Genomic DNA, 22,895 nt, shown 5'->3' on the forward strand with positions numbered 1-22,895 from the left:
TTTTTAATTTCTATTTTGTTTTTAATTAGTAGAGCAGATCATAGATTTCCATAGCAATCAAGTCAATGCTGTCAAAGGTGTAGGTTTCACGCGCCTTAATATCACGCAATGTGAAAACAGGGCCATTTTCGGGGTCGTTAGCAAAAGAAACTTCTGCAACAACGAGGCCGTCACGTTCAAAATTCCTCTTTAAGTTGCCTCCATCTGTCGTCATCAAATTCAGACGATCAATAATTCTCACCAAATGTGATTCCATGTAGATTCTCCTTAACTAAGATACAAATCCGCAAAATATCGTATGAATTTCAGGAACTCTTGCATCATAATGTTTTTAACTATCCCTATTTTACCATAAAGTAAAAGATTGAGATAGATGAAAAGCCGGAAATCACTGTGATTTTTACATTATTAATTCTCTTGGTAGGATTGGTAAAGAATTGCTTTGATAGCATGCATACGATTTTCCGCCTCTTGGAAGATAACCGAGCTGTACTTTTGGAAGACTTCATCGGTAATCTCTAATTCACTATAGCCGTACTGCTCGTAAATGCTATAACCAATATCGGTATTGGTATCGTGGAAAGCTGGCAAGCAGTGCATAACAATCAGATCAGGATTATCAGCCAAATCAAGCAGCTCTTTGTTGACCTGATAAGGCAGGAGCAAGTCAATTCTGTCCTTAAAATCGACTTCTTCTCCCATAGACACCCAGACATCCGTATAAATCATATCGACCCCTTTTACGTCTGTCACATCATCCGTCACTTTTAATACAGCACCTGTATTGTGCAGGTGTGCTAAATCAATGATAGCCTTACTAGGCTGTAAGTCTTTGGGGGCAATAATGGTACAGTTGACACCGAGAATGGCTGATGTTACCAGAAGGGAATTAGCCATATTATTGCGGCCATCTCCTAGGTAGGCGATACTCAAACCATCAAGGCTGCCAAAGTGCTCCGTCAGAGTCAAAAAGTCCGCTATCATCTGGGTAGGATGCCAGGTGTCTGTCAAACCGTTCCAAACTGGAACGTTGGCATAGACGGCTAAGGTCTCAATATCTTCCTGCCTGAATCCGCGATATTCGATGCCATCGAACATAGAACCGAGAACTCTGGCTGTATCAATAATTGATTCTTTTTTACCCAGCTGGATTTCACCAGCACCTAGATAGGTAATGTTCATTCCCAAATCTTGTCCTGCCACTGTAAAGGCTGAACGTGTTCTAGTAGAAGTCTTTTCAAAAATGAGAGCAATATTTTGTCCTTCTAGATAGTTATGAGGAACCTTATCCTTTTTGAGCTGCTTAAACTTAGCAGACTGGGTAATTAAATCTAGCAGTTCCTGTTTTGTGAAGTCTATTTCTTTTAAAAATGATTTTGCCATGGTTACCCCTTTTGTATTTTTATACAATAATTCTATAATATTTTGCGTTTTTGTCAAGAATAAACTGTATTTTATTCATTTTTATAAAATTAGCACTCTCACTCTTCCTCTGCTAAAATTATAATCTTTTTACTTGATTTCTAAGTCATGAGTGTTATAATAACATCATAGAATTTGACCTTTATTGACTATAAGGCCAAATCAGTCAGATTGGAGGTAATCCTATGTTATGTCAAAATTGTCAACTTAACGATGCTAGCATACATCTATACACAAATGTCAACGGGCAGCAAAAGCAGATTGATCTCTGCCAGAACTGCTACCAGATTATGAAAGCCGATCCAGAAAATATTCTCAATAGTAACCCCACTAACCAATCCATGGATTCTTTCTTTGATGATTTCTTTGGTGATTTAAACAATTTTCGCGCCTTTAACCAAGAACTGCCTAACGCTCCTCAAACAGAAGCTGGTAGATCAGGCGGCAATGGAAATGGCAACAACAGTGGAGGCGGCAACAACCGCAGACGCCGTCCGCAGCCCCAAGCACCTCAGCAACCTCAAGGAATCTTGGAGGAATTTGGTATCAACGTCACAGACATTGCCCGTCGCGGTGATATTGATCCTGTTATTGGGCGCGACCAAGAGATCGTGCGAGTAATTGAAATCCTCAACCGTCGGACAAAAAACAATCCGGTTTTGATCGGGGAACCCGGTGTAGGTAAGACTGCTGTCGTCGAGGGCTTAGCTCAAAAAATTGTCGATGGCAATGTTCCTCAGAAACTACAAAACAAACAGGTTATCCGTTTGGATGTTGTCAGTCTAGTACAAGGAACAGGTATCCGAGGGCAATTTGAAGAACGCATGCAAAAGTTGATGGAAGAAATCCGTCAGCGCCAAGATGTGATTCTCTTTATTGATGAAATCCATGAAATTGTTGGGGCTGGAGGAACAACCGATGGCAGTATGGATGCAGGCAATATCCTGAAACCGGCTCTTGCCCGCGGTGATCTGCAACTAGTCGGAGCTACCACGCTCAATGAATATCGAATCATTGAGAAAGATGCTGCACTTGAACGACGGATGCAGCCAGTTAAGGTTGACGAACCGTCTGTTGAAGAGACCATTACGATTTTACGCGGTATTCAGCCTAAATATCAGGATTATCATCATGTTAAGTACACAGATGACGCTATTGAAGCGGCTGCCGTTCTTTCTAACCGCTACATCCAAGATCGCTTCTTGCCTGATAAGGCTATTGACCTTTTGGATGAGGCCGGCTCCAAGATGAATTTAACACTCAACTTTGTCGATCCTAAGGATATCGACAAGCGTTTAGTTGAGGCGGAAAATCTCAAGGCACAGGCTACACGTGAAGAAGACTTTGAAAAAGCAGCCTATTTCCGCGATCAAATTGCTAAATATAAAGAAATGCAGGCTCAGCAATTATCGGATCAAGATATTCCGGTTATCACTGAAAAGCATATCGAAGCAATTGTGGAAGAAAAGACCAATATTCCTGTCGGTGATTTGAAAGAAAAAGAGCAATCTCAGTTGGTCAACCTAGCAGATGATTTGAAATCTCATGTTATCGGTCAAGATGCTGCTGTTGATAAGATTACCAAAGCCATTCGCCGTAACCGTGTCGGTCTGGGAGCTCCGAATCGTCCTATTGGTAGTTTCCTTTTTGTCGGCCCAACCGGCGTTGGTAAGACTGAGCTGTCCAAACAGTTGGCGATTGAACTCTTTGGTTCTGCCGACAGTATGATCCGTTTCGACATGTCTGAATATATGGAAAAACATGCCGTAGCTAAGCTAGTTGGAGCTCCTCCAGGATACGTTGGCTACGAAGAAGCTGGTCAATTAACTGAACAAGTTCGCCGCAATCCTTATTCGCTTATCCTTTTAGACGAAGTCGAAAAAGCTCACCCAGATGTCATGCATATGTTCTTGCAGGTGCTGGATGATGGTCGTCTGACAGACGGTCAAGGCCGTACAGTCAGCTTCAAAGATACTATTATCATCATGACTTCAAATGCTGGTACTGGTAAAGTGGAAGCTTCAGTCGGGTTTGGAGCGGCTCGTGAGGGTCGTACTAATTCCGTTCTGGGAGAGTTGGGTAACTTCTTTAGTCCAGAATTTATGAACCGTTTCGATGGTATCGTTGAATTCCAAGCCCTCAGTAAGGAAAACTTACTGACGATTGTTGATTTGATGCTGGAAGATGTTAATAATCGTCTAGCTACCAATGGACTCCATCTTGATGTCACAGCTAAGGTTAAAGAAAAATTAGTTGATCTTGGCTATGATCCTAAGATGGGGGCGAGACCTTTGCGTCGTACCATTCAGGAGCATATTGAAGATGCGATTACCGATTTTTATCTCGATAATCCAAATGAAAAGCATTTCAAGGCTGTCATGACTTCTAATGGTAAAATCACTATCAAGGGGGCTAAGAAGGATGAAGATTCCCCCCTTAAGGAAGAAGCTTCCCTTGCAGAATAAATCATTGTAAAACTTAAACGGTCTGAAATGTTTTCAGGCCGTTTTCTTGGTATAATCAGTATAAACTAATTAGAGACGAGGCAATAGAATGACTAACCCTACTTATGGAGAAAAAATTACTGGTAAAGACTACGTTAGCCGTTACGGTGTCTATGCTGTCATACCTAATCCAAACCAGACAAAAATTATCTTGGTGCAAGCTCCTAACGGCGCTTGGTTTTTACCGGGGGGTGAAATTGAAGAGGGTGAAGACCATCTTCAGGCTCTCAGCCGTGAATTGATTGAAGAGCTAGGCTTTACAGCTCGGTTCGGAACTTATTACGGCCAGGCTGATGAATACTTCTATTCCAGTCATCGAGACACTTATTTTTATAATCCGGCCTACATCTATGAAGTTACAGACTTTGTAGATACAGGCAAACCCTTAGAAGATTTTAATAATCTAGCTTGGTTTTCAATTGATGAAGCAGTCAGTAAGCTTAAGCGAGGAAGCCATAAATGGGGGGTTGAGCAGTGGAAAAGGGTTTATAAAAAATAATCAAGCACCGCCATTTTAATAAAATCGTGCTATAATGGTAATATGCAAATCCCTTAAGGAGGATAGTCATGAGACTTATCAATACTACAAGTAGCCATCCTGATCTTGTTCGCAACCAGCTGCGCAATACTGACGCTAAGTTAGTTGAGGTGTATTCGGCCGGCAACAGTGATGTTATTTTTTCTAAAGCACCTGGTCATTATGAGCTCTTGATTTCAAATCGTCATCGTGCTATTAAAGATGAAGAAATTGAGAAGATCCGTGAGTTCTTCTTCAAGCGCAAAATTAATCCGGATATCGTTATTCCCGATCAAATCAAATCGAGTCATACAGAAAAGTTGATTGAAATCTCAATTCCCACTACTATATAAGCATATGCCCTCAGCTCTTATGAGAACTGAGGGTTTTTCTACTAAATAAAAAATCTTGAGATGATAGATCTCAAGATTTTAATGTTTATAAACCAAAATAGTTATTTTGCTTTCACTTCAAAACCTTGGGCGACAGCTTCTGGGAAATTGTTTTCGACAATTTCTGCACAGTGGTCACAAATGGTTACGCCATAAGAGCGCTCCTTAGTGGTTTTATCTGTACGGCGACAACGATCACACACATCACCTGCAGCGTGTTCAACACTGAAGGCCACACCATCAAAGCTGACAGCATCAGCTGGTGCTGCTTGGTCAGTCACTGTTAATTGTGAAACAATTAGAAGCTGAGCGATATCGCTTTGAAGGTCCTCAAGAAGACTCTTTGTTTCTCCGTCAGCATAGATTGTCAAGTGAGCTTCCAGAGACTTACCAATGATTTTCTCATTACGAGCTTCTTCCAAGGCCTTTTGCGCCTGGGTACGGAAGATCATGAAGGCTTCCCACGTATCAAGAATGCGTTCCTGATCAGCAAAGGTTTGCGCTTCCGGCATATCAGTCAATTGAACAAACTCCTCTACTTCTTGGTCCAGATAGGACCAAATTTCTTCAGACGTATGAGGAAGAATAGGCGTCAATAGCTTGGTGATTTTTACTAAAATATCATAGAAGACAGTTTGCATCTGGCGGCGAACCTTGCTATCGGCCGCCTCAATGTAAACCACATCTTTAGCAAAATCAAGATAGAAGGCGGATAAATCAACTGTCAAGAAATTATTAACTGCCTTATAAACAGCCATAAAATCGTATTGATTGTAAGCCTCTCGTATAGTTGCAACCAAATTGTTGAACTTGATAGTCATATATTGATCAACCGGGCGAAGTTCCTCATAAGCAAGCGTATCCTCTTTTTTAAAGTCAGATGTATTCGCCACCAAGAAGCGAAGTGTATTGCGAATCTTACGATAGCTTTCGGAGGCCTGCTTCAAAATATCCATAGAAATACGAACATCATTGCTGGTATCTACAGTTGTTACCCAGAGGCGTAGGATTTCAGCGCCGAATTGCTTTTCAACATCACTCGGAAGGATAGTGTTACCAAGTGATTTAGACATCTTTTCACCTTTACCATCAAGTACGAACCCTTGTGATAAGATAGCTTTGTAAGGCGCATGGCCGTTAACCGCAACTGAGGTAATCAAGGATGAATTGAACCAACCACGATACTGGTCAGATCCTTCCAAATAAAGATCAGCTGGATAACCGAGACCTTCACGCTGGTTCATGACGCCATTCCAAGAGGATCCAGAGTCGAACCAGACATCCATGATATCCGTTTCTTTGGTAAATTCACCATTTGGTGAACCTGGGTGGGTATAGCTTTCTGGCAAAAGAGCTTTAGCAGACCACTCCCACCAGATGACTGAACCATATTCAGCAAAGAGGTCAGCCACATGATCTGTCACATCCTTAGTCATGATAGCTGTACCATCTTCTGCATAGAAGATTGGGAGGGGAACACCCCAAGCGCGCTGACGCGAAATAACCCAATCACCACGGTCGCGGATCATATTGTAGAGGCGCGTTTTCCCCCATGATGGATTAAATTCCGTTTTTTCAATCTCATCAAGAATTTCTTGACGGAATTTAGAAACAGAAGCAAACCATTGGGGAACAGCCCGCCAGATGATCGGCTTCTTAGTCCGCCAGTCAAATGGATAGGAGTGAGTGATCTCTTCTTGTGCAAGAAGAAGATCACCTAACTTTTCAAGGACAGTTGGCAGGACCTTGTCATAGAATTGACCTTGGAAGTCATCCCCTGCTTCTTGCGTCATGATACCGCGACTATCAACTGTTACAGAAACTTCGAGTCCATATTTAATACCGACATTATAGTCATCTTCACCAAAGCCAGGAGCCGTGTGGACAATTCCTGTACCGGAATCCAGTGTAACGTGGTCTCCAACCATGACAAGTTCTTCAACATGGCTATCCCACGGATGGGCGGTTTTGATATATTCCAATTCTGAACCATCGTGACGCTCAATGACTTCATAAGCTTCCCAGCCAAATTTGTCCGCCAAACTTGGGAGTAATTCTTCAGCTACGATAAATTTACGATCATCACCAACAACTTTGACAGTCGCATATACAAAGTCAGCCCCGACTGTCAAACCGCGAGAAGCTGTGATTGTAAATGGTGTTGTTGTCCAAACAACGATATAGGTGTCAGTATCCAAAATTCCCTTACCGTCGGTGACTTTATTGGCATAAAAGAGTGAGGTAGAAACGAGATCATGATACTCAATCTCAGCTTCAGCCAGAGCTGATTCTGATGACCAGGACCAGTAAACTGGCTTGGCTCCACGATAGATATAGCCCTTATCTGCCATAGCCCCGAAGACACGAATCTGAGCTGCTTCATAGTCAGGCGTCAAGGTTACATAGGGATTGTCCCAATCGGCCGACATTCCGAGGCGTTTAAAATCCTCACGCTGTTTATCCACTTGGGAAAGGGCATAATCACGACACATCTTTAGATATTCAGCACGGTCTAGCTCCTTACGTTTAACACCCTTTTTGGCTAAAACTTGCTCGATAGGCAGTCCATGCGTATCCCAACCTGGATTATAGGGAGCACGAAAACCCATCATAGACTTAGCGCGGATGATAATGTCTTTAGAAATATGGTTCATAGCATGTCCAACATGGATATTACCATTAGCATAGGGCGGGCCGTCGTGGAGGAAAAAGGCCGGTTTATTGGCATTTAAGGCTTGACGTTTCCCGTAAACATCAGCTTCCAACCAAGCTGCCTGCCACTGAGGTTCCTTATTAGGAAGACCTGCTCGCATAGGAAAAGCGGTTTTCCCAAGATTCAAAGTTTCTTTTAGTTTCATGATTACTCCTTCTAAAATGATACACTAACAAAAGTAGATAGCAGCCAGGATCCTTTGAGCATAGGCTTGCCTTATCTATCAAGAAATCCCTTAAAACATTTTAAGTAAGATATTATAAAATAAAAAGCCCTCATCGCAAAGGACGAGAGCTCGTGGTACCACCTTACTTTGGACTGGATAAAAGCATCCAGTCCCTCTTGCGATGATAAGGTTATCAACCTTCTGCCTTACTAATTTTATTGGGGCAGAAAAACTGTGAAATGATAACAAGAACGGTTAGGGAATACAGGACTTGCACCGACACCTGCTCGCTGGAAATATAAGCGCCTTATTGTATTTTCATTAGTCTTGAATATTTAATTTAAAGGTTTGAGCCTCACCACCAGCTAACTCACTAGCTGACATTTCGGATGTATCCTGAATTGGACTATTCAGATCCGTTTTCGAGTTATTATCATCAGCTGCATCAATAGCGGCTGAAATTTCTCCCAAATCTAATTTTTGTGTTTCTTCAAGGATACGGTTACTCTCTTCAACACGGCGTTGCAATTCAGCCATTTCTGATTCTGTAAATTGACGAGTTGCATCATCAGCAGAGTCAGAATCTGCAGCTGTCTGCACCGTTGTGCCAGCACTCGTTAAGACTTGATTGTCATCTAAAACTTTTTCTACAACTTCCTTGAAGGCTTCATCTGAATTTTGTAGGTAAACTGCTGTCGGTTGCAAGAGGTCATTCCATTCTTGCGAATTGATCATATTCAACTGACCTTCGATGGTGCTAAGCAAGCGTTGGTGGAAAACTCGACTTTGACGTTTCAAAGCTTCTGTCTCAATAGCAACAGCCTTGGCTTCATCAGTTGCATCGCGCAAAATCTTATTAGCACGTGTTTTAGCCTCATCAATCAGTTGATTGGCATCATAGTTCGCTTTACTGAGTAGGTTTGTCGCCTGTGTATTTGCTGAGAATTTAACTTTTTCAGCAGTTTCCTGAGCCAAGATAACAGATTGACTCAGGGATTCCTTCATTTCTTCAAAGTAAACTAATTTTTCTTCAAGGTTTTTCAGTTTTGTGTCTAATTCACGATTTTTATGAGTTAATTCCTCAAAGCCATCAACGATATCGTCGAGAAAGGCATCAACCTCACGTTCATTGTAACCGCGAAATTTAGTGTGGAAAGTTTTGTCTTTAATATCGAGTGCTGTAATTGCCATGTCACCCTCCTTATTTATTTTTAATTTTTGCCTACATAAAAATATAAGCTGTTATCCTATAAAACTCGACGGCCAAACTAAGCCAAGCAGGCTTATCTCCCAAACAAGCGAGCTCTGGGCAAACTTGCAAGTACCGCCTTCTATCCTTTTCCTGTTTTCTAACCCTTTTCGTCTCCCTTGCCAGGAAGTCGAAGCAAGCTAATCCCCTTATTTATTGGCGTATTTTTTGATAGACAGCTTATACTTTTGATTCTTGGACAAGCCATTATCATGGTCAAGCTCAAAGCGGCCAAAGCCTCGTACACTGACCAAATCTCCCAATTCCAACAATTCTGCTGGTCTTGTTATAACACCATAATTTAACTTAACCTTCTCTTGCTCAATGAGCTTAGTAGCTTGAGCACGAGATAATTTAAAGACTGACGCAAGCACCTTATCAAGCCTCATACTAGATACTAAGATATCAAGTTCTTTGACCTTATGCTCCCTGTTCAATAATTGTGAAAAATCCACTTCCTTAATGGTTACTGCCGCTTTGCCAATTTTTTTGACCATCATAAAGTAACCAAGCATAGAACGGTTAACAATAATTTGAGCGCAACCATCAGCTAAGATAATATCACCAAAAACGGTCCTCTGGATACCTAGTTTATGGATAAAACTTCCCATAATTTGAGAATGGGTCAGATAGTTAAATTTGGTATTATAACTTATCTCTAAGAGCGCTAGATTGAAGTCTTTTAAATCCAACTGATAATAATCGGGTGCTAAGATAATCTTAGCATACTCAGTCGGATATATATCACTAGATACAAAGTAAGCTATACCTATCTGCCCCAGAACACTGCGAGCGATCTGAACTTGCCTAGGGTCAAGAAAATCCGTCACTTGAAAAACGTAAGTATCCTCAACCCTTTTGGCCAAGTCGAATATCTTATCAATAAAAGTTCTTTCTTCCTTGCGGAAATGCTGGTAAATATCACTTTCTGCCATTACACGAAGAGTATCAGTTGTGCTATAAGCCGATCCAGTAGCTGCAAGAGAAAGAGTACAACTACAATTGTAAAATCAAGACCGGCGAACTGTAGTGGTAAGCGCCGAAAAGGTCTCAGAATCGGTTCAACAAAACTATCTAAAATCCGCCCTAGTTGTGACTCTCGCGCCCCTGGAAACCACGATAGTAGGGCGTAAATAACCAAGACGAGACTTAGGAACTCAATCAAGCGATGACAAACTATAATAATAAAAATCATTGTTAACGGCGTTTCATATCATAGTCAAAAGAGACCTCTTGACTAGCATTAGCAAGATTCATCTCTTCGGTATCTACAACAACATCTTTAGGAGTCAGTAGATACATGGACGAACCAACTTTTTGCAAACTACCGTAGAGGACACGGCTTGCACCGTCAATAAAGTCCAAACAGCGGCGGGCTTGTGCTTCTAACATATATTGAAAATCAATTAAGACACATTCGTGCTTGATAAGTAAATCCACAATTTCTTGAGCATCCTCATATTTTCTAGGGAATTTCAAAGCAATTGTAGTTCCACCTGCAGCCGGAATGGATACATCAGCAGGGCGTGACATCGTTCTAACATTATCCTCCTGTGCTGGTCGAGTTTGCGCTTGAGTCTGCGAACGCGGTTGCGACTGAACTGGGCGTTCACGCTGCGGTCGAGTTTGCTGAGGCTGAGCCGCTGACTGTTGCGGACGCGGTGATTGCTGCTGCTGAGGTGAACGCACAGGGCGAGGCCCCTGCGGCGCCTCCTCTTGAGTTTCTTCTACTTCGCTAGCATCATCCGTATCAAAGTAGGAAACGAGTTTATCTAATCTGTCTTTTATAGCCATATTCTCTCCTATTCTTTAAAGAATGATGTTCCGATTCGGACAAATGTTGAACCGTTGCGGATAGCGATTGGGAAGTCCCTGCTCATCCCCATGCTCAAATCATCGAAAGGCATATTCTTTATCTTTCTCTCCTTGAGAACTTGTCTCAACTCATTTGTCTGTCTAAATATACTATCTAATTCTTCTGGACTAGCATCAATGGGTGCCATGGTCATCAAACCAACAAGCTCAATCCTGTCAAACTCAGCTAGCTGTTCGACAGTTTCTTGTACTTCTTCCGGATTAAAGCCATGTTTACTGGGCTCACCCGATACATTCACTTGTAAGAAACACTTGATGGGATGCTCCGCACGCTTTTGAATCTCTGCGGCAAGTTTCACTGAGTCTAAGGCATGAAAATAGTCGACCAAATTAATGATGTCTCTAACCTTGCGCCTTTGCAAGGTACCAATCAGATGCCAAGTGACATCTTTGCCCTTTAGACTCTGATATTTATCAAGAAATTTGTCAACCCGATTCTCAGCAATGTGGTTAACTCCAAGTTCCACTAAGCGTCCAGCGGTCTCACTGTCAACATACTTAGTCACAGCAAGGATTGACACATCACTGGCAGAACGCTGTGCATCATGACAAGCTTGTGCTACTTGCTCGTAAACCGCATTCTTGTTTGCTTGCAAATCCATCATTGCTTAACGATTTTTGAAGAATGGTGGTGTCTCAAGTTCATCATCACCAGTATCAACATCAGATGCTGAGAATGAAGAAACATCAAGCTGACTATCCAGTTCATTTTCTGTCGGGCGACTGATGTTGTCACGACGCAGATCCCAGTCACCAAAGGCTGAGCTTTGGTGGTTAGGCTGGGGCTGACGCGGTGCCGCCTGAGGCATTTCACGACGCTCAGCCATATCGAACTCAAAATTCGATGGGCGGCGTTCAAAACCACCGCTCGGGCTACTTGGTTCTGCCGGATTAGCGCTGCCTTGGCGGAAAACTCGCTGCTGCGATACGCCTGACACTTTTTCAACCTTATCCGGACGGACACCAGTAGCAACGACTGTCACACGAATTTCATCCTTCATGCTTTCATCAATAGCCGTACCAAGCCAGATATTAACACCCTGACCGGCTGCTTGGCTAACAATTTCAGAAGCCTCTTCTGCTTCGGTCAAGGTCATGTCCAAACCACCGGTAACGTTGACAATGACATCTTCTGCTCCATCGATAGTTGTTTCCAGTAATGGTGAGTAGATGGCCTTGCGAGAGGCTTCAATAATCCGCTCTTCACCGGAACCAATACCGATCCCCATCAAAGCGTTACCTTTGTTTGCCATAACAGTCTTAACATCAGCAAAGTCAAGATTAATCAAACCAGGACTAGTGATCAAATCTGTGATCCCTTGAACCCCTTGACGAAGCACATTATCCGCTTCACTGAGCGCTTCCAGCAGGGGCGTCTTTTTATCAACGATTTCAAGCAGATTATTATTGGAGATAATTAAGAGAGTGTCAACTTGCTCACGCAGTTCATTGATACCCTCGATAGCAAAATTACCACGTTTATTTCCTTCAAATCCAAAGGGGCGGGTAACAACGGCTACGGTTAGCGCACCGATTCCCTTAGCAATACGGGCAATGACCGGTGCAGCACCTGTACCAGAACCACCGCCCATTCCAGCAGTAATGAAGACCATATCAGCCCCTTGCAAGGCATCGTTAAGGACTTCTTCACTTTCTTCAGCAGCCTTGCGACCAACTTCTGGCTGTCCTCCAGCACCGAGACCACGAGTTAATTTAGGACCAAGCTGAATAACAGTTTCTGCTTTTGATGAACTCAAAGCCTGAATATCAGTGTTGGCGGCGATAAATTCAACACCTGCAACACCCTCTTCAATCATACGGTTAATGGCGTTTCCACCGCCACCACCGACACCTATAACTTTAATGACTGCACCTTGAACAGATGCAGCATCGAATGAAAATGCCATTTTACTTCCTCACTTAAAATTAATCAAACATGCTGCCAAAGATACCGCGAACACGGTCAGCCATTTTAGGCTTTGGCTTACTCTCCTGCTGCGGTGCAGACTGTTCTTGAACTGGATCAGGAACTGCGAAATTACCTGCAGGGGCCTGTGGCTGTTGCGGCTGGGCAGCGGGTGCTGGCTGGGGCTGAACCGTTTGAGGCGCTACATTGGGCGTCACAGGAACAACTGGTTTACGTCTCAGCATTTCTTCACCAAGCACTGCACCTTGAGCAATAATGTCAACTTCGCTCATAATACCGACATATTCTACCAAACTGATAACATTGGCAAACATAGGGTTGCGAATTCCAACTTGATTTGGAATATGCAACTTAACTTGGGTACCAAACATTTCTTGAGCCAGCTCAACGACACCTGGTAACATCGCTGCACCACCAACCAAAACGATACCGCCTGGTAGGTCAAGCAGTCGCCCACGTTCTAAATCTTGTTTTACACGGTCAAAAATATGGCGAACACGTGCTGTGATAATCTCAGCTAGATAGCGCTCAGTCACTTCAACCGGCTCATCACTGCCAACACACTCAACTTGAGCTGTTTCTTTATTACTAGCTTCGGCTAGGTTAGCAGTCCCAAAATTAAACTTGAGAGCTTCAGCTGTTTGAATAGAGGTTTGCAGTACCTTAGAAATATCCTTAGTGACAAAATCTCCGCCCTCTGGATAGATATTGGTGTACTGTAGCTCTTGTGCTCTCATAGAGGCAACCGTCGTTTGGCCACCCCCCATGTCAATCACTGTAGCACCGAACTCACGTTCCCCTTCATTTAGGACAGACTTGGCTAAAGACAGCGGGGTAATAATAATCGTTTCCACAGAAACACCAGCACGTTCAACTGTTGTGCGAAGATTGTGCAAAATGGTGCTTGGACCTGTGTAAATCAAGCCGCGCATCTCTAAGCGGATTCCCATCATGCCACGCGGATCACGAATTCCTTGGAAGCCATCGACGATAAATTCTTCCGGAACCAGCGAAATAACCTCACGTTCCGGTGTAATGCTCTTAGTCAGGGCTGACTGCACTACACGCTCTATATCTTCATCTTTAATCTCTTTTGATTCAGTAATAACTGGAATCATACCTTGGGTAGGCTCAATTTGTAGTAGGTTTGCCGGTAAGCCGACATTAACCTTGTCAATGCTGATTCCTGCTTTTTCCTCTGCCTGCTCAATACCTTCTTTGATAGCATTAGCAGCGGCTTCAATATCAACAATAATCCCGTCTTTCACACCCGAACTTGGTACGTTACTGACACCGATGACATTCATCTGGCCGTCAACCCATTCGGCAACCAATACTTTAATCGAGCTTGTTCCTATATCCAAACCTGTAAAAAAGCCATTTCTAGCCATTCACTCGACCTCTCTAACTTTCCGTTCTTATTTACTTATCTAATGACCCTAACCTCATTTAGGCAGAGTTATTCAGAAGGTATTATATCATAAAAAATCCGAAAATGTGCTGATTTTCAATTTTTTGTTATATAATCTTAATTTCTTGTCATGGATAGTTATAATACCCAAAAAAATCAAAATCAAGCTAGGTAAAAAGCGGTAGATAGCTTAAATTATCTGAGGGGTATTGAGAGTGGAAACAATTTAAGTTCTGCTTGTGTCCTGAAATACGGTAAAATGAAATCAACAGTCTACCATTTTGATTTTCAAAGAATAAAAAAATAAAAGAAGATCAAAAGATCCTCTCAAACTGTTAGTTTTTCGTCAGCCATTACAGCTAGTACAGGGACCCGAAAAAGAAAGCTTCTTTTCTGCAGTTATATCTGCCGGTATATTCTAAAAAGCATTTTCTGAAGAATTAATCGAGCACCTTTAAGAAATCGAGCAATACGGCTGCTGAGTCTTGACCTGCTTGAACAATAAACTCATCAAAGGTGATATTGGCATCGTGGGCTGCTGTATCACTCATCGCGCGGATAACAATGAAGGGCTTGCCCGCAGCGTGAGCTGCTTGAGCCACCGCTGCCCCTTCCATCTCTACCGCCAAGGTATCAGGAAATTGAGATTTAATTGCCTCAATCTTATCTTGTCCAGCAATAAAGCTATCACTGGTTGTAATTAGCCCCACCTGACTACTCCGGTGGTGATACCTTAAGACCCGCTCGAAGGTTGCAACAAACTCTGCATCGCTCTCAAAGTAAAGAGGCTGCTGAGACATCTGACCGTAGTCGTAACCGAAGGCGGTCAGGTCTACATCGTGATAGGCCAAACGATCAGCAACAACAACATCACCGATATTAAGTCCTGTTGCTACCGCACCAGCCGAACCAGTATTAATAACCGCATCAACGGCGAAGTGATCTGCTAAAATAGCAACAGCCATAGCTGACATCACCTTACCCACACCTGACTGGACTAAAACAACATCATGCTGACCGAGACTACCAGTATAGTAGGTACTCGATAAGACCTTTTCTTGCTCTTTATGTTTAAGTTTCTCCACCAGAAGCTCTAGCTCCTGCTCCATAGCAGCAATAATTCCAATTTTCATGATATTCCTCAGAGTTTAAAAATGGCGTAAACAAGGATAGCTAAAAGAATAAGAACAATAAGCAAAATCTTGTTTAACTTCGACTGGAAGGCGCCGCGCTTAGCATTTTCAATACGGCGGCTTTTATAGGTAGTATAGCGAGAATCACCATCCCATTCTTCAATATAACCATCTCCCAAATCTGTGAAAACTTGAGTATCTTGACCATCAACATACTCATCATCAAGGCTTTCACCACGATTGGCACGCTTAATCATTTCATCTGTTAACAAGGGCCGTCCCATAAGCAGATTCCTTTCTAGTTATTACTTTCTTTATGCAGGGCAAAGTACTGAAGAGCGATGATTGTTTTAGCATCCTGAATATGGCCAGACTTTACTAGATCCATACACTCCTCATAGCTCAGCTCCAAGAGTTCAAGAAATTCATCGTCATCCTGTGCCCGCGGATTTTCAACAATCTGCAGGTCTTTAGCCAAGTAGAGTTTAATATGTTCATTGCAAAAACCAATGGCTGAATAAAATTGGTAGAGGAGTTCTAACCGACCAGTATAACCCGTTTCTTCTTCTAATTCCCGGAGGGCTACCGCTGCTTCCTGACCAGCTTCGCCAACTTCTAACTTGCCTGCAGGGATTTCATAAGATACCTGTTCAATAGCCTTGCGGTACTGCTTAACAATGATAATTTTGTCCTCCGGCGTCACAGCCAAGACTGCAACCGCTCCATTATGAAAGACCAATTCACGACCGGCTGTTTGCCCATCTGCCAGCAGCACCTGATCTTTGGCTACTGTAATAATCTGTCCTTCAAAAATTGTTTCGCGGCTAAGAGTTTTCTCTTCAAATTCCATACACTGCCTTCTTTCTGCCAGTCTATCCTTGTTTCTGCGATGGGTGATGCGGTTTTTTGACTGCGTAACCTTCTTTATTGACTTGATGACTACGGGCAATGGCAACACTGTCAGCTGGTACATCTTCATAAATGACAGAACCTGCTGCGCTCAGAGCATTATCGCCTAATTCGACAGGGGCAATCAAGGTTGAATTGCTGCCGATAAAAACATTATTACCGATAGTCGTTTGATACTTACTTTGACCATCGTAGTTGGCAATGATAGTACCAGCTCCAAAATTAACTTCGCTGCCCACCTCTGCGTTACCAATATAGGTCAGGTGCCCCGCCTTAACTTCTTTACCCAAGGTCGATGCCTTAACTTCAACAAAATTACCAACATGAGCCCCCTCTTTAAGGTAAGAGTCGGGGCGCAGATGGGCATAAGGACCGACGGTAACACCAGACTCAACAGTGGACTGCTCAATCATAGAGTTGGTGATAATGGCATCAGGACCAATCTGTGAATCCACGATGTAGCTACCATTTGTAAGGACAGCTCGACTACCAATTTTCGTCTGACCTTTGAGGGTGACGTTAGCTTCAACAGTCACCTCTGGGGCAATTTCGACATCAACTTCAACATAGGTAGTCTCTGGATCTTGAAAGGTCACTCCATTGACCATATGCTGATGGTTGATTCGACGCCGCATAATGTTCTCAGCTGTAGCCAGAGCAACACGGTCATTAACGCCTAAACTTTCATCAAAATCGCGCAGAGTAAAGGCACCTACCTTTTCACCGCTCTGGCGAAAAACGGAAATAACATCCGTAAGGTAGTACTCTCCTTGAGCATTATCAGTATTAATACTTTTGAGCGCTTCAAAAAGACGCTTATTGTCAAATACATAGGTACCTGTATTAATCTCCTTGACCTGCTGCTCAAATTCAGTTGCATCCTTTTGCTCGACAATTTTGGTGACTTCCCCATTTTGATTACGGATAATACGGCCGTAGCCAAAGGGGTTGTCTGCCGTTGCAGTTAGGATCGTAGCCACATTCTTATGATTAACGTGAAAATCAATCAACTCTTGGAGACTTTCTCCAGTAATCAAAGGGGTATCCCCTGCAATTACTAAGGTTTGACCTTCCAAATTCGATAATTCAGCCTGAGCCATCATGACTGCGTGTCCTGTTCCAAGCTGCTCGGTCTGGAGAGCAAATCGAGACTTGTCTTTGAGGACTTCCTCCACCATATCTGCTTTGTGACCGATGACCGTTACATTCTTAGCTGGTGAAATTGCAGAGACACTTCTAAAGACATGCTCCAACATGGTAATTCCGGCAACCTTGTGAAGTACCTTAGGCAGGTCCGATTTCATACGAGTTCCTTTACCTGCTGCCAGAATTATTGCATAGTTTGTCATGATTTTCTTCCTTTCAATAAGACAGAGCTTTTGGGCTTTTTGTGCTCTTATTCATACAGTTTCATTTAATCGCTACTAGTCTATCATATTTTCGGCTAATTTCCTAGTTTGCCCCAGCTAGAGAGGCTAGCAAAAATAAGAGAGCGAGGACAATCAAAATCGTGATTTTCACGAATTATTGATTTCTGTCCCGCTCTCTTATTTTAAGGCTCAGGCTTCTGCCATTTTCCTGTTTTTAGGTGGCAGGCTTTGGCAGTCTATCCCCAGACTGCCAAACTCCACTAGAGCATTTTGACACTTGCTTTACAAGCTTTATTTCTCAACTAAAAAGGTCTAGTAGACCTTTTTAACCCACCTCCGTATAGCTCCAAAGGTCCGGGGGACCTTTGGAAGTTGGAAATAAGATGAACAAAGTTCATAGAATTGCAAATAAATAAGGCTGAGGCCTTTTGTCTCAACCTCTTCCTAAATAGCCATCTTATTTCTGAAGCAGCTGCTTTCTTTTAAGAGAGCTCCGGTTTACATAACTGCTGCAGCCTGATCCAAAACATCCATCACTGCTTGACTATGTTTAAGAGCACGGTGAGCTGCGGTAAAATCACGATTGCGGATCATCTTTTCAAAAGCTAGGAATTCTTGATACATCCGGTGGTGGGGATCAGTCTGTGTGATGTCTTGCGATTCTTGACCGTTGAGGGTTAGGAGCACTTTGGGCATGCTGTTGGTAGGACCGATCAGGCTTATATTCCCCTTGGTTCCTTGAATAGTCGTGCGAATATCTGCTGTACAATCCTTGGCTCCGATACTGACTGCCTTAAATTGATCAAAATCAAGGGCCAGCATACCAGAAGTATCTACCCCTCGCTCAATATTTGGCAGGTAGTGAACTGTCTTAGGTTTACCAAAGAGGCCAACTAAGAGGTGGATATTATAGATATTCAAATCGCGCAGCGCTCCGCCGCCCATTTCGGGATTAAAGGCAGGCGCAATCTCCCCGCGCTTGAAGGCATCATAACGTGATGAGTATTGAGAATAATTGCATTCAACTATTTTAATCTCACCCAGCTGCTCCAGGCTACTTTTGATAATGCTAAAATTATCCAAATATTGGTTGGTGATAGCTTCTAGCAAAAAGAGATGGTACTTCTGAGCGATGGCCGATAAATCGACCAATTCTGAAGCTTTCATTGTAAAGGGTTTCTCACAAATAACATGCTTCCCAGCTAAGAGTGCTTCTTTGGCATAATCATAATGAGTGTGGTTGGGCGTACCGATATAGATGGTATCTACATCAGGGTTATTCAGAATTTCTTGATAATTACTGGTTGCTTGCGACAAACCATAGGCTTGGGCTAGTGCTTCTGCTTTTGCGATGGAGCGCGGTGTTGACAGAATTGATACTAGGTCAATTCCTTTAAGTGTTTGCAAGACTGGCAAAACTTCCTTAACAATCATACCAGTTCCTAATAAGGCTAATTTCATCTGCTTCCTCCAATATAGAATGATTATCATGAACATGACTAATTGTAATGTTGGAAAATAGTAGGGCTAACGATTTACTTGGCTAAGAAAGACAGTGCCAACATAGAAAACCTAGTTTAGTTGCTTTTTTTCGATTTCAAATAAGGGACAAGCCTAAACTCATTTTCTAACAACAACTGGGGTGTATATACTTTCTCGCACTGGGAATCGCGCACGAGACGCCACAAAATAGCAGCTACAGTCAGGGGAGATTGGTATTTCTTAGATTGCGGATCCCTTCTAAAATCCCTGACAAACTGATTCCACTGATAGGTTTTTTCCTCTGGCTGTTCAGATGAAAGAGAAGTGGGATTTTCCAAAACAGCGATTAAATCCGCTACGGTGGCTTCCCTATCGTGACTCGCCTGAACGTCTCTCATTTTGACGGCCATAGCCTTTTTAAAGGAAAATTTTTCAAGGCCAAAGTAAGTGGCAAAAAACTGGCGAGCTTGATTATTCAATCTAAAACCGCTGCCTAAAAGCTTGGTGCCCAATGTGATTTGATCAGCCCTTAAACTTGTCTTTGATGTTGGTGGTTGCCGCACTGCTTTAATATCTTCAGGAGATTGACCATCAAGAAAACGGCCAAGATAGCCGGTCAACTCCGACTTAGTCCCATAGGCCGGCAGGTGGTAGCGGCGGCAAATCGTCTCTAATTCTGCCTTATACCAGTAGTATGATTGAAATTGCTCTCTTGATAATTCTGGACTAAAATCTGGTCTTTCTGCCATCTTTTTACCTCTCTTGCGTTTAGGCTGAAGTTACTCTCAAAATACAAGTATATGATAGGGCTTCTCAAGTCTCAATGATATTGACCTAAAACTTTGTTTCCTATTTATAGTAAAGAAGGACTGGGATAAAATTTTTTTAGTCATAAGGCTCCCACTAAAAGTATACCCTGACAAAAGTTTTTAGCGCTTCTCATCTCTCTGGGTTGTGGTATCACCTCATGGTTGTCCGGTCCGTCACCGTTTGCCGATTATCAACCATCGGGCAGGGCAAACGGGGCTTATTTATCCTCTGCCAGTGTCATATACTTTTTAATATACTGATCGTAATCTGGTCTTTCAGATTTACTCATCACAAGGTAGACATCACCCTTTAATTCTTCTTTGCCATCGGTATGCAGTAAAATTGCGGTCTTGTTGTCTTTTTCAGGAAAAAAGACTGTAAAAGACCTCCCTTCAGATTCAAAGGTAATATAGCGGCTGCCATTACTGTTTCCGCGGCCAGTGTATTTATAATCAACAGTAGTGCCGGTTATACTTATTGTCCTATTCTTAACGACCATGACACTTTTTTCTCCGGCTTCATTTTGGGTATGCCATTTACCTTTGAAATCCGCCTTTTTAATACCACAGACAGCCATTAGTAATAAAACAGCACCTAAAAGTATAGCTAATACCATTTTCTTTTTCATTGTTTTCTCCTAAAAGATTATTAATATTCGAAGTACACTTATTATAACACAAACGGTATAGCTTTAAGAGAAGGATACGTTTTCTTTAGGAGCTCCGCTCATTTTTTAAGAGAGGTTAGAATAAACTCCTATGTTAGCTTCGTCATCCTTGCCTGTCTCTCTTCTTTAGAGTTCTTGATAATTTTATTTTAAGGAGAAAACTTTCACTATCAGTTAGGTAAATAAATGATTTTTAATGTAGCTAAAATTGCATAAAAACTTCGGCTACTTACTCTAGGTAACCGAAGCTTTTTATCATCCAATTATTGAGCCGTTGGGTACTGATTCATCAACTGTCAAAAGAGTCAACTTATCATCGTGTTCGGCAGAGAGAATCATGCCTTGGCTAACCAAGCCCATCATCTTACGCGGCTTGAGGTTGGCAACGATTTGAACTTTCTTTCCAAGCAGTCCTTGTTCATTTGGATAGTATTTCGCAATCCCTGAGAGGATCTGGCGGTCTCCACCATCACCTGCATCCAAGCGGAACTTAAGCAGTTTGTCGGAGCCTTCTACTTTTGATACTTCCTTGACCTCAGCTACACGGATTTCCACCTTGTCAAAGTCATCAAACTTGATGGCTTTTTTCTCGTTTTTGAGCTCAACTTCGCTTGGATCCCATTTCTTTTCTTCCTCTTGAGCCATAGCAGAGCTGTCGCCCATTTGCTCTTTGATATAGGCGATTTCCTCGTCCATATCCAGACGTGGGAAGATGGGTGTGCCTTTGGTTACCACCTTGACACCTGCTGGCAGTCCTGCAAGTTCAAGATGCTCAAGGTCAAATTGGCCAGCCAAACCGAGCTGCTCCATAATGGCGTCTGAGGTGGTCATCATAAACGGCTGAATGAGATGAGCTACCACGCGCAGGCTGGCTGCCAAGTGGGCCATAACTGCCGCTAATTCATCACGTTTGGCATCATCTTTAGCCAATACCCAAGGAGTCGTTTCGTCGATATACTTATTGGTGCGAGAAATAATATTCCAAACCGCTTCAAGCGCACGCGGATAATCCACAGCATTCATTTGCTTGTGGTACTCTGCCAAGTTTTCAGCGACAACTGCTGCCAAATCAGCATCAAAGGCTGTCACATTTTCCACGTAAGCAGGAATTTCACCACCGAAATACTTGTTAATCATGGCCACCGTACGGTTAAGCAGATTTCCAAGATCATTAGCCAATTCATAGTTGATACGGCCAACATAATCTTCTGGTGTGAAAGTACCATCTGATCCGACTGGCAATGAACGCATGAGATAATAGCGAAGCGGATCAAGTCCATAACGCTCTACCAGCATTTCTGGATAGACGACATTGCCCTTAGATTTAGACATCTTACCATCTTTCATGACAAACCAGCCGTGGGCAATGAGACGCTCAGGCAATTTCATATCCAGCATCATGAGCATGATTGGCCAGTAGATAGAATGGAAGCGCAAGATGTCTTTCCCAACCATGTGAAAAACGGTACCGTTCCAAAATTTATCAAAGTTAGCATGGTTTTCTTGACCGTAACCCAGAGCTGTCGCATAGTTAAGCAAAGCATCAATCCAGACATAAACGACGTGTTTAGGATTCGATGGTACTTTAACCCCCCATGTGAATGACGTCCGCGATACCGCCAGATCTTCTAGCCCAGGTTCGATGAAGTTTTTGATGATTTCATTCATGCGGCCGTCCGGCTGGATAAAATCAGGATGCGCGCGGAAAAAATCAAGTAATTTATCAGCATACTTGCCCAAGCGAAGAAAATAAGATTCTTCTGACACCCACTCTACTTCGTGGCCTGATGGTGCAATTCCTCCAATGACCTCACCATCTTTATCACGGAAGACTTCTTCTAGTTGGCTTTCCGTGAAAAATTCCTCGTCAGAGACAGAGTACCAGCCAGAATACTCACCTAAGTAAATATCATCTTGCGCCAGCAATTTTTCAAAAACATCAGCCACAACCTTTTCATGATAATCATCAGTCGTGCGGATAAACTTGTCATAAGAGATATCAAGGAGTTTCCAAAGTTCCTTGACCCCTACTGCCATACCATCTACATATGCCTGAGGCGTGATGCCAGCTTCTTTGGCCTTTTGCTGAATCTTTTGGCCGTGCTCATCAAGACCAGTCAAATAGAAGACATCGTAGTTCATCATGCGTTTGTAACGAGCCAAAACATCACAGGCAATAGTCGTATAGGCTGAGCCGATATGCAATTTCCCTGATGGATAGTAAATAGGGGTGGTTATATAAAATGTTTTATCAGACATGTGACTTCCTTTCAATCGCTGAGGGGGCATAGAAACCATTACTCAGCTGGCCTCGGCAAGGCCTATTTAATCAGAATCCCGAAATCATT

Annotated in this window: 21 protein-coding genes; 3 read left to right on the plus strand and 18 right to left on the minus strand. The window is 42.7% G+C overall.

The window, feature by feature from the left end:
• Positions 1–25: 25 nt before the first annotated feature.
• Entirely contained in the window at positions 26–256 is a 231-nt protein-coding gene (locus AC4HAL_RS01105) for a DUF1797 family protein (RefSeq protein ID WP_447451565.1), read from the minus strand.
• Between the two features lie 152 nt (positions 257–408).
• Positions 409–1,383 (minus strand): ornithine carbamoyltransferase, encoded by a 975-nt coding sequence (gene argF, locus AC4HAL_RS01110; protein WP_491092561.1) that lies wholly within the window; start codon positions 1,381–1,383, stop codon positions 409–411.
• Positions 1,384–1,607: 224 nt separating this feature from the next.
• On the opposite strand from argF, the gene AC4HAL_RS01115 reads away from it, so the two are divergent.
• The 3 genes from AC4HAL_RS01115 (at position 1,608) to AC4HAL_RS01125 (ending at position 4,796) form a co-directional block, all read left to right on the plus strand.
• The gene (locus AC4HAL_RS01115) at positions 1,608–3,887 is read left to right on the plus strand and encodes an ATP-dependent Clp protease ATP-binding subunit (protein WP_491092562.1); all 2,280 of its coding nucleotides are present in this window, start codon (positions 1,608–1,610) and stop codon (positions 3,885–3,887) included.
• 88 nt (positions 3,888–3,975) lie between these two features.
• Complete coding sequence (locus AC4HAL_RS01120; protein WP_447451568.1) at positions 3,976–4,425, plus strand: NUDIX hydrolase; 450 nt, start codon at positions 3,976–3,978, stop codon at positions 4,423–4,425.
• Positions 4,426–4,493: 68 nt separating this feature from the next.
• The gene (locus AC4HAL_RS01125) at positions 4,494–4,796 is read left to right on the plus strand and encodes a DUF1827 family protein (protein ID WP_447451569.1); all 303 of its coding nucleotides are present in this window, start codon (positions 4,494–4,496) and stop codon (positions 4,794–4,796) included.
• A gap of 101 nt (positions 4,797–4,897) precedes the next feature.
• On the opposite strand, the gene ileS is transcribed toward AC4HAL_RS01125, so the two are convergent.
• The 16 genes from ileS to metG form a co-directional block, all read right to left on the minus strand.
• Positions 4,898–7,693, minus strand: coding sequence for an isoleucine--tRNA ligase (ileS, locus tag AC4HAL_RS01130; RefSeq protein WP_491092564.1), 2,796 nt, complete (start codon positions 7,691–7,693; stop codon positions 4,898–4,900).
• A gap of 342 nt (positions 7,694–8,035) precedes the next feature.
• Positions 8,036–8,905 carry a DivIVA domain-containing protein gene (locus tag AC4HAL_RS01135; RefSeq protein ID WP_447451571.1) on the minus strand — a complete coding sequence of 290 codons (870 nt, stop codon included), beginning with the start codon at positions 8,903–8,905 and terminating at the stop codon, positions 8,036–8,038.
• Positions 8,906–9,112: 207 nt separating this feature from the next.
• Complete coding sequence (locus AC4HAL_RS01140) at positions 9,113–9,898, minus strand: YlmH family RNA-binding protein (RefSeq protein WP_491092565.1); 786 nt, start codon at positions 9,896–9,898, stop codon at positions 9,113–9,115.
• The gene (locus AC4HAL_RS01145; RefSeq protein ID WP_447451573.1) at positions 9,898–10,158 is read right to left on the minus strand and encodes a YggT family protein; all 261 of its coding nucleotides are present in this window, start codon (positions 10,156–10,158) and stop codon (positions 9,898–9,900) included. The genes AC4HAL_RS01140 and AC4HAL_RS01145 overlap by 1 nt, the downstream gene beginning before the upstream one ends.
• Before the next feature lie 2 nt (positions 10,159–10,160).
• Positions 10,161–10,757, minus strand: a complete 597-nt coding sequence (locus tag AC4HAL_RS01150; protein WP_491092566.1) for a cell division protein SepF — start codon at positions 10,755–10,757, stop codon at positions 10,161–10,163.
• Between the two features lie 8 nt (positions 10,758–10,765).
• Complete coding sequence (locus tag AC4HAL_RS01155) at positions 10,766–11,440, minus strand: YggS family pyridoxal phosphate-dependent enzyme (protein ID WP_491092693.1); 675 nt, start codon at positions 11,438–11,440, stop codon at positions 10,766–10,768.
• 6 nt (positions 11,441–11,446) lie between these two features.
• Complete coding sequence (gene ftsZ, locus AC4HAL_RS01160) at positions 11,447–12,745, minus strand: cell division protein FtsZ (protein WP_447451575.1); 1,299 nt, start codon at positions 12,743–12,745, stop codon at positions 11,447–11,449.
• 19 nt (positions 12,746–12,764) lie between these two features.
• Positions 12,765–14,156, minus strand: a complete 1,392-nt coding sequence (gene ftsA / locus AC4HAL_RS01165) for a cell division protein FtsA (RefSeq protein ID WP_491092567.1) — start codon at positions 14,154–14,156, stop codon at positions 12,765–12,767.
• A 460-nt stretch (positions 14,157–14,616) separates the two neighbouring features.
• Positions 14,617–15,309 (minus strand): 5'-methylthioadenosine/adenosylhomocysteine nucleosidase, encoded by a 693-nt coding sequence (locus tag AC4HAL_RS01170; protein ID WP_491092568.1) that lies wholly within the window; start codon positions 15,307–15,309, stop codon positions 14,617–14,619.
• Between the two features lie 8 nt (positions 15,310–15,317).
• Positions 15,318–15,593, minus strand: a complete 276-nt coding sequence (macP, locus tag AC4HAL_RS01175) for a cell wall synthase accessory phosphoprotein MacP (RefSeq protein ID WP_491092569.1) — start codon at positions 15,591–15,593, stop codon at positions 15,318–15,320.
• Between the two features lie 14 nt (positions 15,594–15,607).
• Positions 15,608–16,159, minus strand: coding sequence for an NUDIX domain-containing protein (locus AC4HAL_RS01180; RefSeq protein WP_491092570.1), 552 nt, complete (start codon positions 16,157–16,159; stop codon positions 15,608–15,610).
• A gap of 22 nt (positions 16,160–16,181) precedes the next feature.
• Positions 16,182–17,567: a bifunctional UDP-N-acetylglucosamine diphosphorylase/glucosamine-1-phosphate N-acetyltransferase GlmU gene (gene glmU, locus AC4HAL_RS01185; protein ID WP_491092571.1), complete on the minus strand. Its 1,386-nt coding sequence runs from the start codon at positions 17,565–17,567 to the stop codon at positions 16,182–16,184.
• Positions 17,568–18,086: 519 nt separating this feature from the next.
• Complete coding sequence (locus AC4HAL_RS01190) at positions 18,087–19,049, minus strand: Gfo/Idh/MocA family protein (protein ID WP_491092572.1); 963 nt, start codon at positions 19,047–19,049, stop codon at positions 18,087–18,089.
• Between the two features lie 116 nt (positions 19,050–19,165).
• Positions 19,166–19,819, minus strand: a complete 654-nt coding sequence (locus AC4HAL_RS01195; RefSeq protein ID WP_491092573.1) for an SAP domain-containing protein — start codon at positions 19,817–19,819, stop codon at positions 19,166–19,168.
• A 278-nt stretch (positions 19,820–20,097) separates the two neighbouring features.
• The gene (locus AC4HAL_RS01200; protein WP_491092574.1) at positions 20,098–20,508 is read right to left on the minus strand and encodes a hypothetical protein; all 411 of its coding nucleotides are present in this window, start codon (positions 20,506–20,508) and stop codon (positions 20,098–20,100) included.
• Between the two features lie 294 nt (positions 20,509–20,802).
• Positions 20,803–22,806, minus strand: a complete 2,004-nt coding sequence (metG, locus tag AC4HAL_RS01205) for a methionine--tRNA ligase (RefSeq protein WP_491092575.1) — start codon at positions 22,804–22,806, stop codon at positions 20,803–20,805.
• Positions 22,807–22,895 lie beyond the last annotated feature (89 nt).

This window comes from Streptococcus sp. ELY_125 (genome assembly GCF_058314535.1).

Bases quoted from the DNA above. Each gene is read 5' to 3' on its own strand.
- AC4HAL_RS01200 (WP_491092574.1), bottom strand. From the start codon at position 20,508: ATGAAAAAGAAAATGGTATTAGCTATACTTTTAGGTGCTGTTTTATTA.
- AC4HAL_RS01145 (WP_447451573.1), bottom strand. From the start codon at position 10,158: ATGATTTTTATTATTATAGTTTGTCATCGCTTGATTGAGTTCCTAAGT.
- AC4HAL_RS01150 (WP_491092566.1), bottom strand. From the start codon at position 10,757: ATGGCTATAAAAGACAGATTAGATAAACTCGTTTCCTACTTTGATACG.
- glmU (WP_491092571.1), bottom strand. From the start codon at position 17,567: ATGACAAACTATGCAATAATTCTGGCAGCAGGTAAAGGAACTCGTATG.
- AC4HAL_RS01120 (WP_447451568.1), top strand. From the start codon at position 3,976: ATGACTAACCCTACTTATGGAGAAAAAATTACTGGTAAAGACTACGTT.
- AC4HAL_RS01135 (WP_447451571.1), bottom strand. From the start codon at position 8,905: ATGGCAATTACAGCACTCGATATTAAAGACAAAACTTTCCACACTAAA.
- AC4HAL_RS01155 (WP_491092693.1), bottom strand. From the start codon at position 11,440: ATGGATTTGCAAGCAAACAAGAATGCGGTTTACGAGCAAGTAGCACAA.
- macP (WP_491092569.1), bottom strand. From the start codon at position 15,593: ATGGGACGGCCCTTGTTAACAGATGAAATGATTAAGCGTGCCAATCGT.
- AC4HAL_RS01125 (WP_447451569.1), top strand. From the start codon at position 4,494: ATGAGACTTATCAATACTACAAGTAGCCATCCTGATCTTGTTCGCAAC.
- AC4HAL_RS01195 (WP_491092573.1), bottom strand. From the start codon at position 19,819: ATGGCAGAAAGACCAGATTTTAGTCCAGAATTATCAAGAGAGCAATTT.
- argF (WP_491092561.1), bottom strand. From the start codon at position 1,383: ATGGCAAAATCATTTTTAAAAGAAATAGACTTCACAAAACAGGAACTG.
- AC4HAL_RS01180 (WP_491092570.1), bottom strand. From the start codon at position 16,159: ATGGAATTTGAAGAGAAAACTCTTAGCCGCGAAACAATTTTTGAAGGA.
- ileS (WP_491092564.1), bottom strand. From the start codon at position 7,693: ATGAAACTAAAAGAAACTTTGAATCTTGGGAAAACCGCTTTTCCTATG.
- AC4HAL_RS01170 (WP_491092568.1), bottom strand. From the start codon at position 15,309: ATGAAAATTGGAATTATTGCTGCTATGGAGCAGGAGCTAGAGCTTCTG.
- metG (WP_491092575.1), bottom strand. From the start codon at position 22,806: ATGTCTGATAAAACATTTTATATAACCACCCCTATTTACTATCCATCA.
- ftsZ (WP_447451575.1), bottom strand. From the start codon at position 12,745: ATGGCATTTTCATTCGATGCTGCATCTGTTCAAGGTGCAGTCATTAAA.
- ftsA (WP_491092567.1), bottom strand. From the start codon at position 14,156: ATGGCTAGAAATGGCTTTTTTACAGGTTTGGATATAGGAACAAGCTCG.
- AC4HAL_RS01115 (WP_491092562.1), top strand. From the start codon at position 1,608: ATGTTATGTCAAAATTGTCAACTTAACGATGCTAGCATACATCTATAC.
- AC4HAL_RS01105 (WP_447451565.1), bottom strand. From the start codon at position 256: ATGGAATCACATTTGGTGAGAATTATTGATCGTCTGAATTTGATGACG.
- AC4HAL_RS01140 (WP_491092565.1), bottom strand. From the start codon at position 9,898: ATGGCAGAAAGTGATATTTACCAGCATTTCCGCAAGGAAGAAAGAACT.
- AC4HAL_RS01190 (WP_491092572.1), bottom strand. From the start codon at position 19,049: ATGAAATTAGCCTTATTAGGAACTGGTATGATTGTTAAGGAAGTTTTG.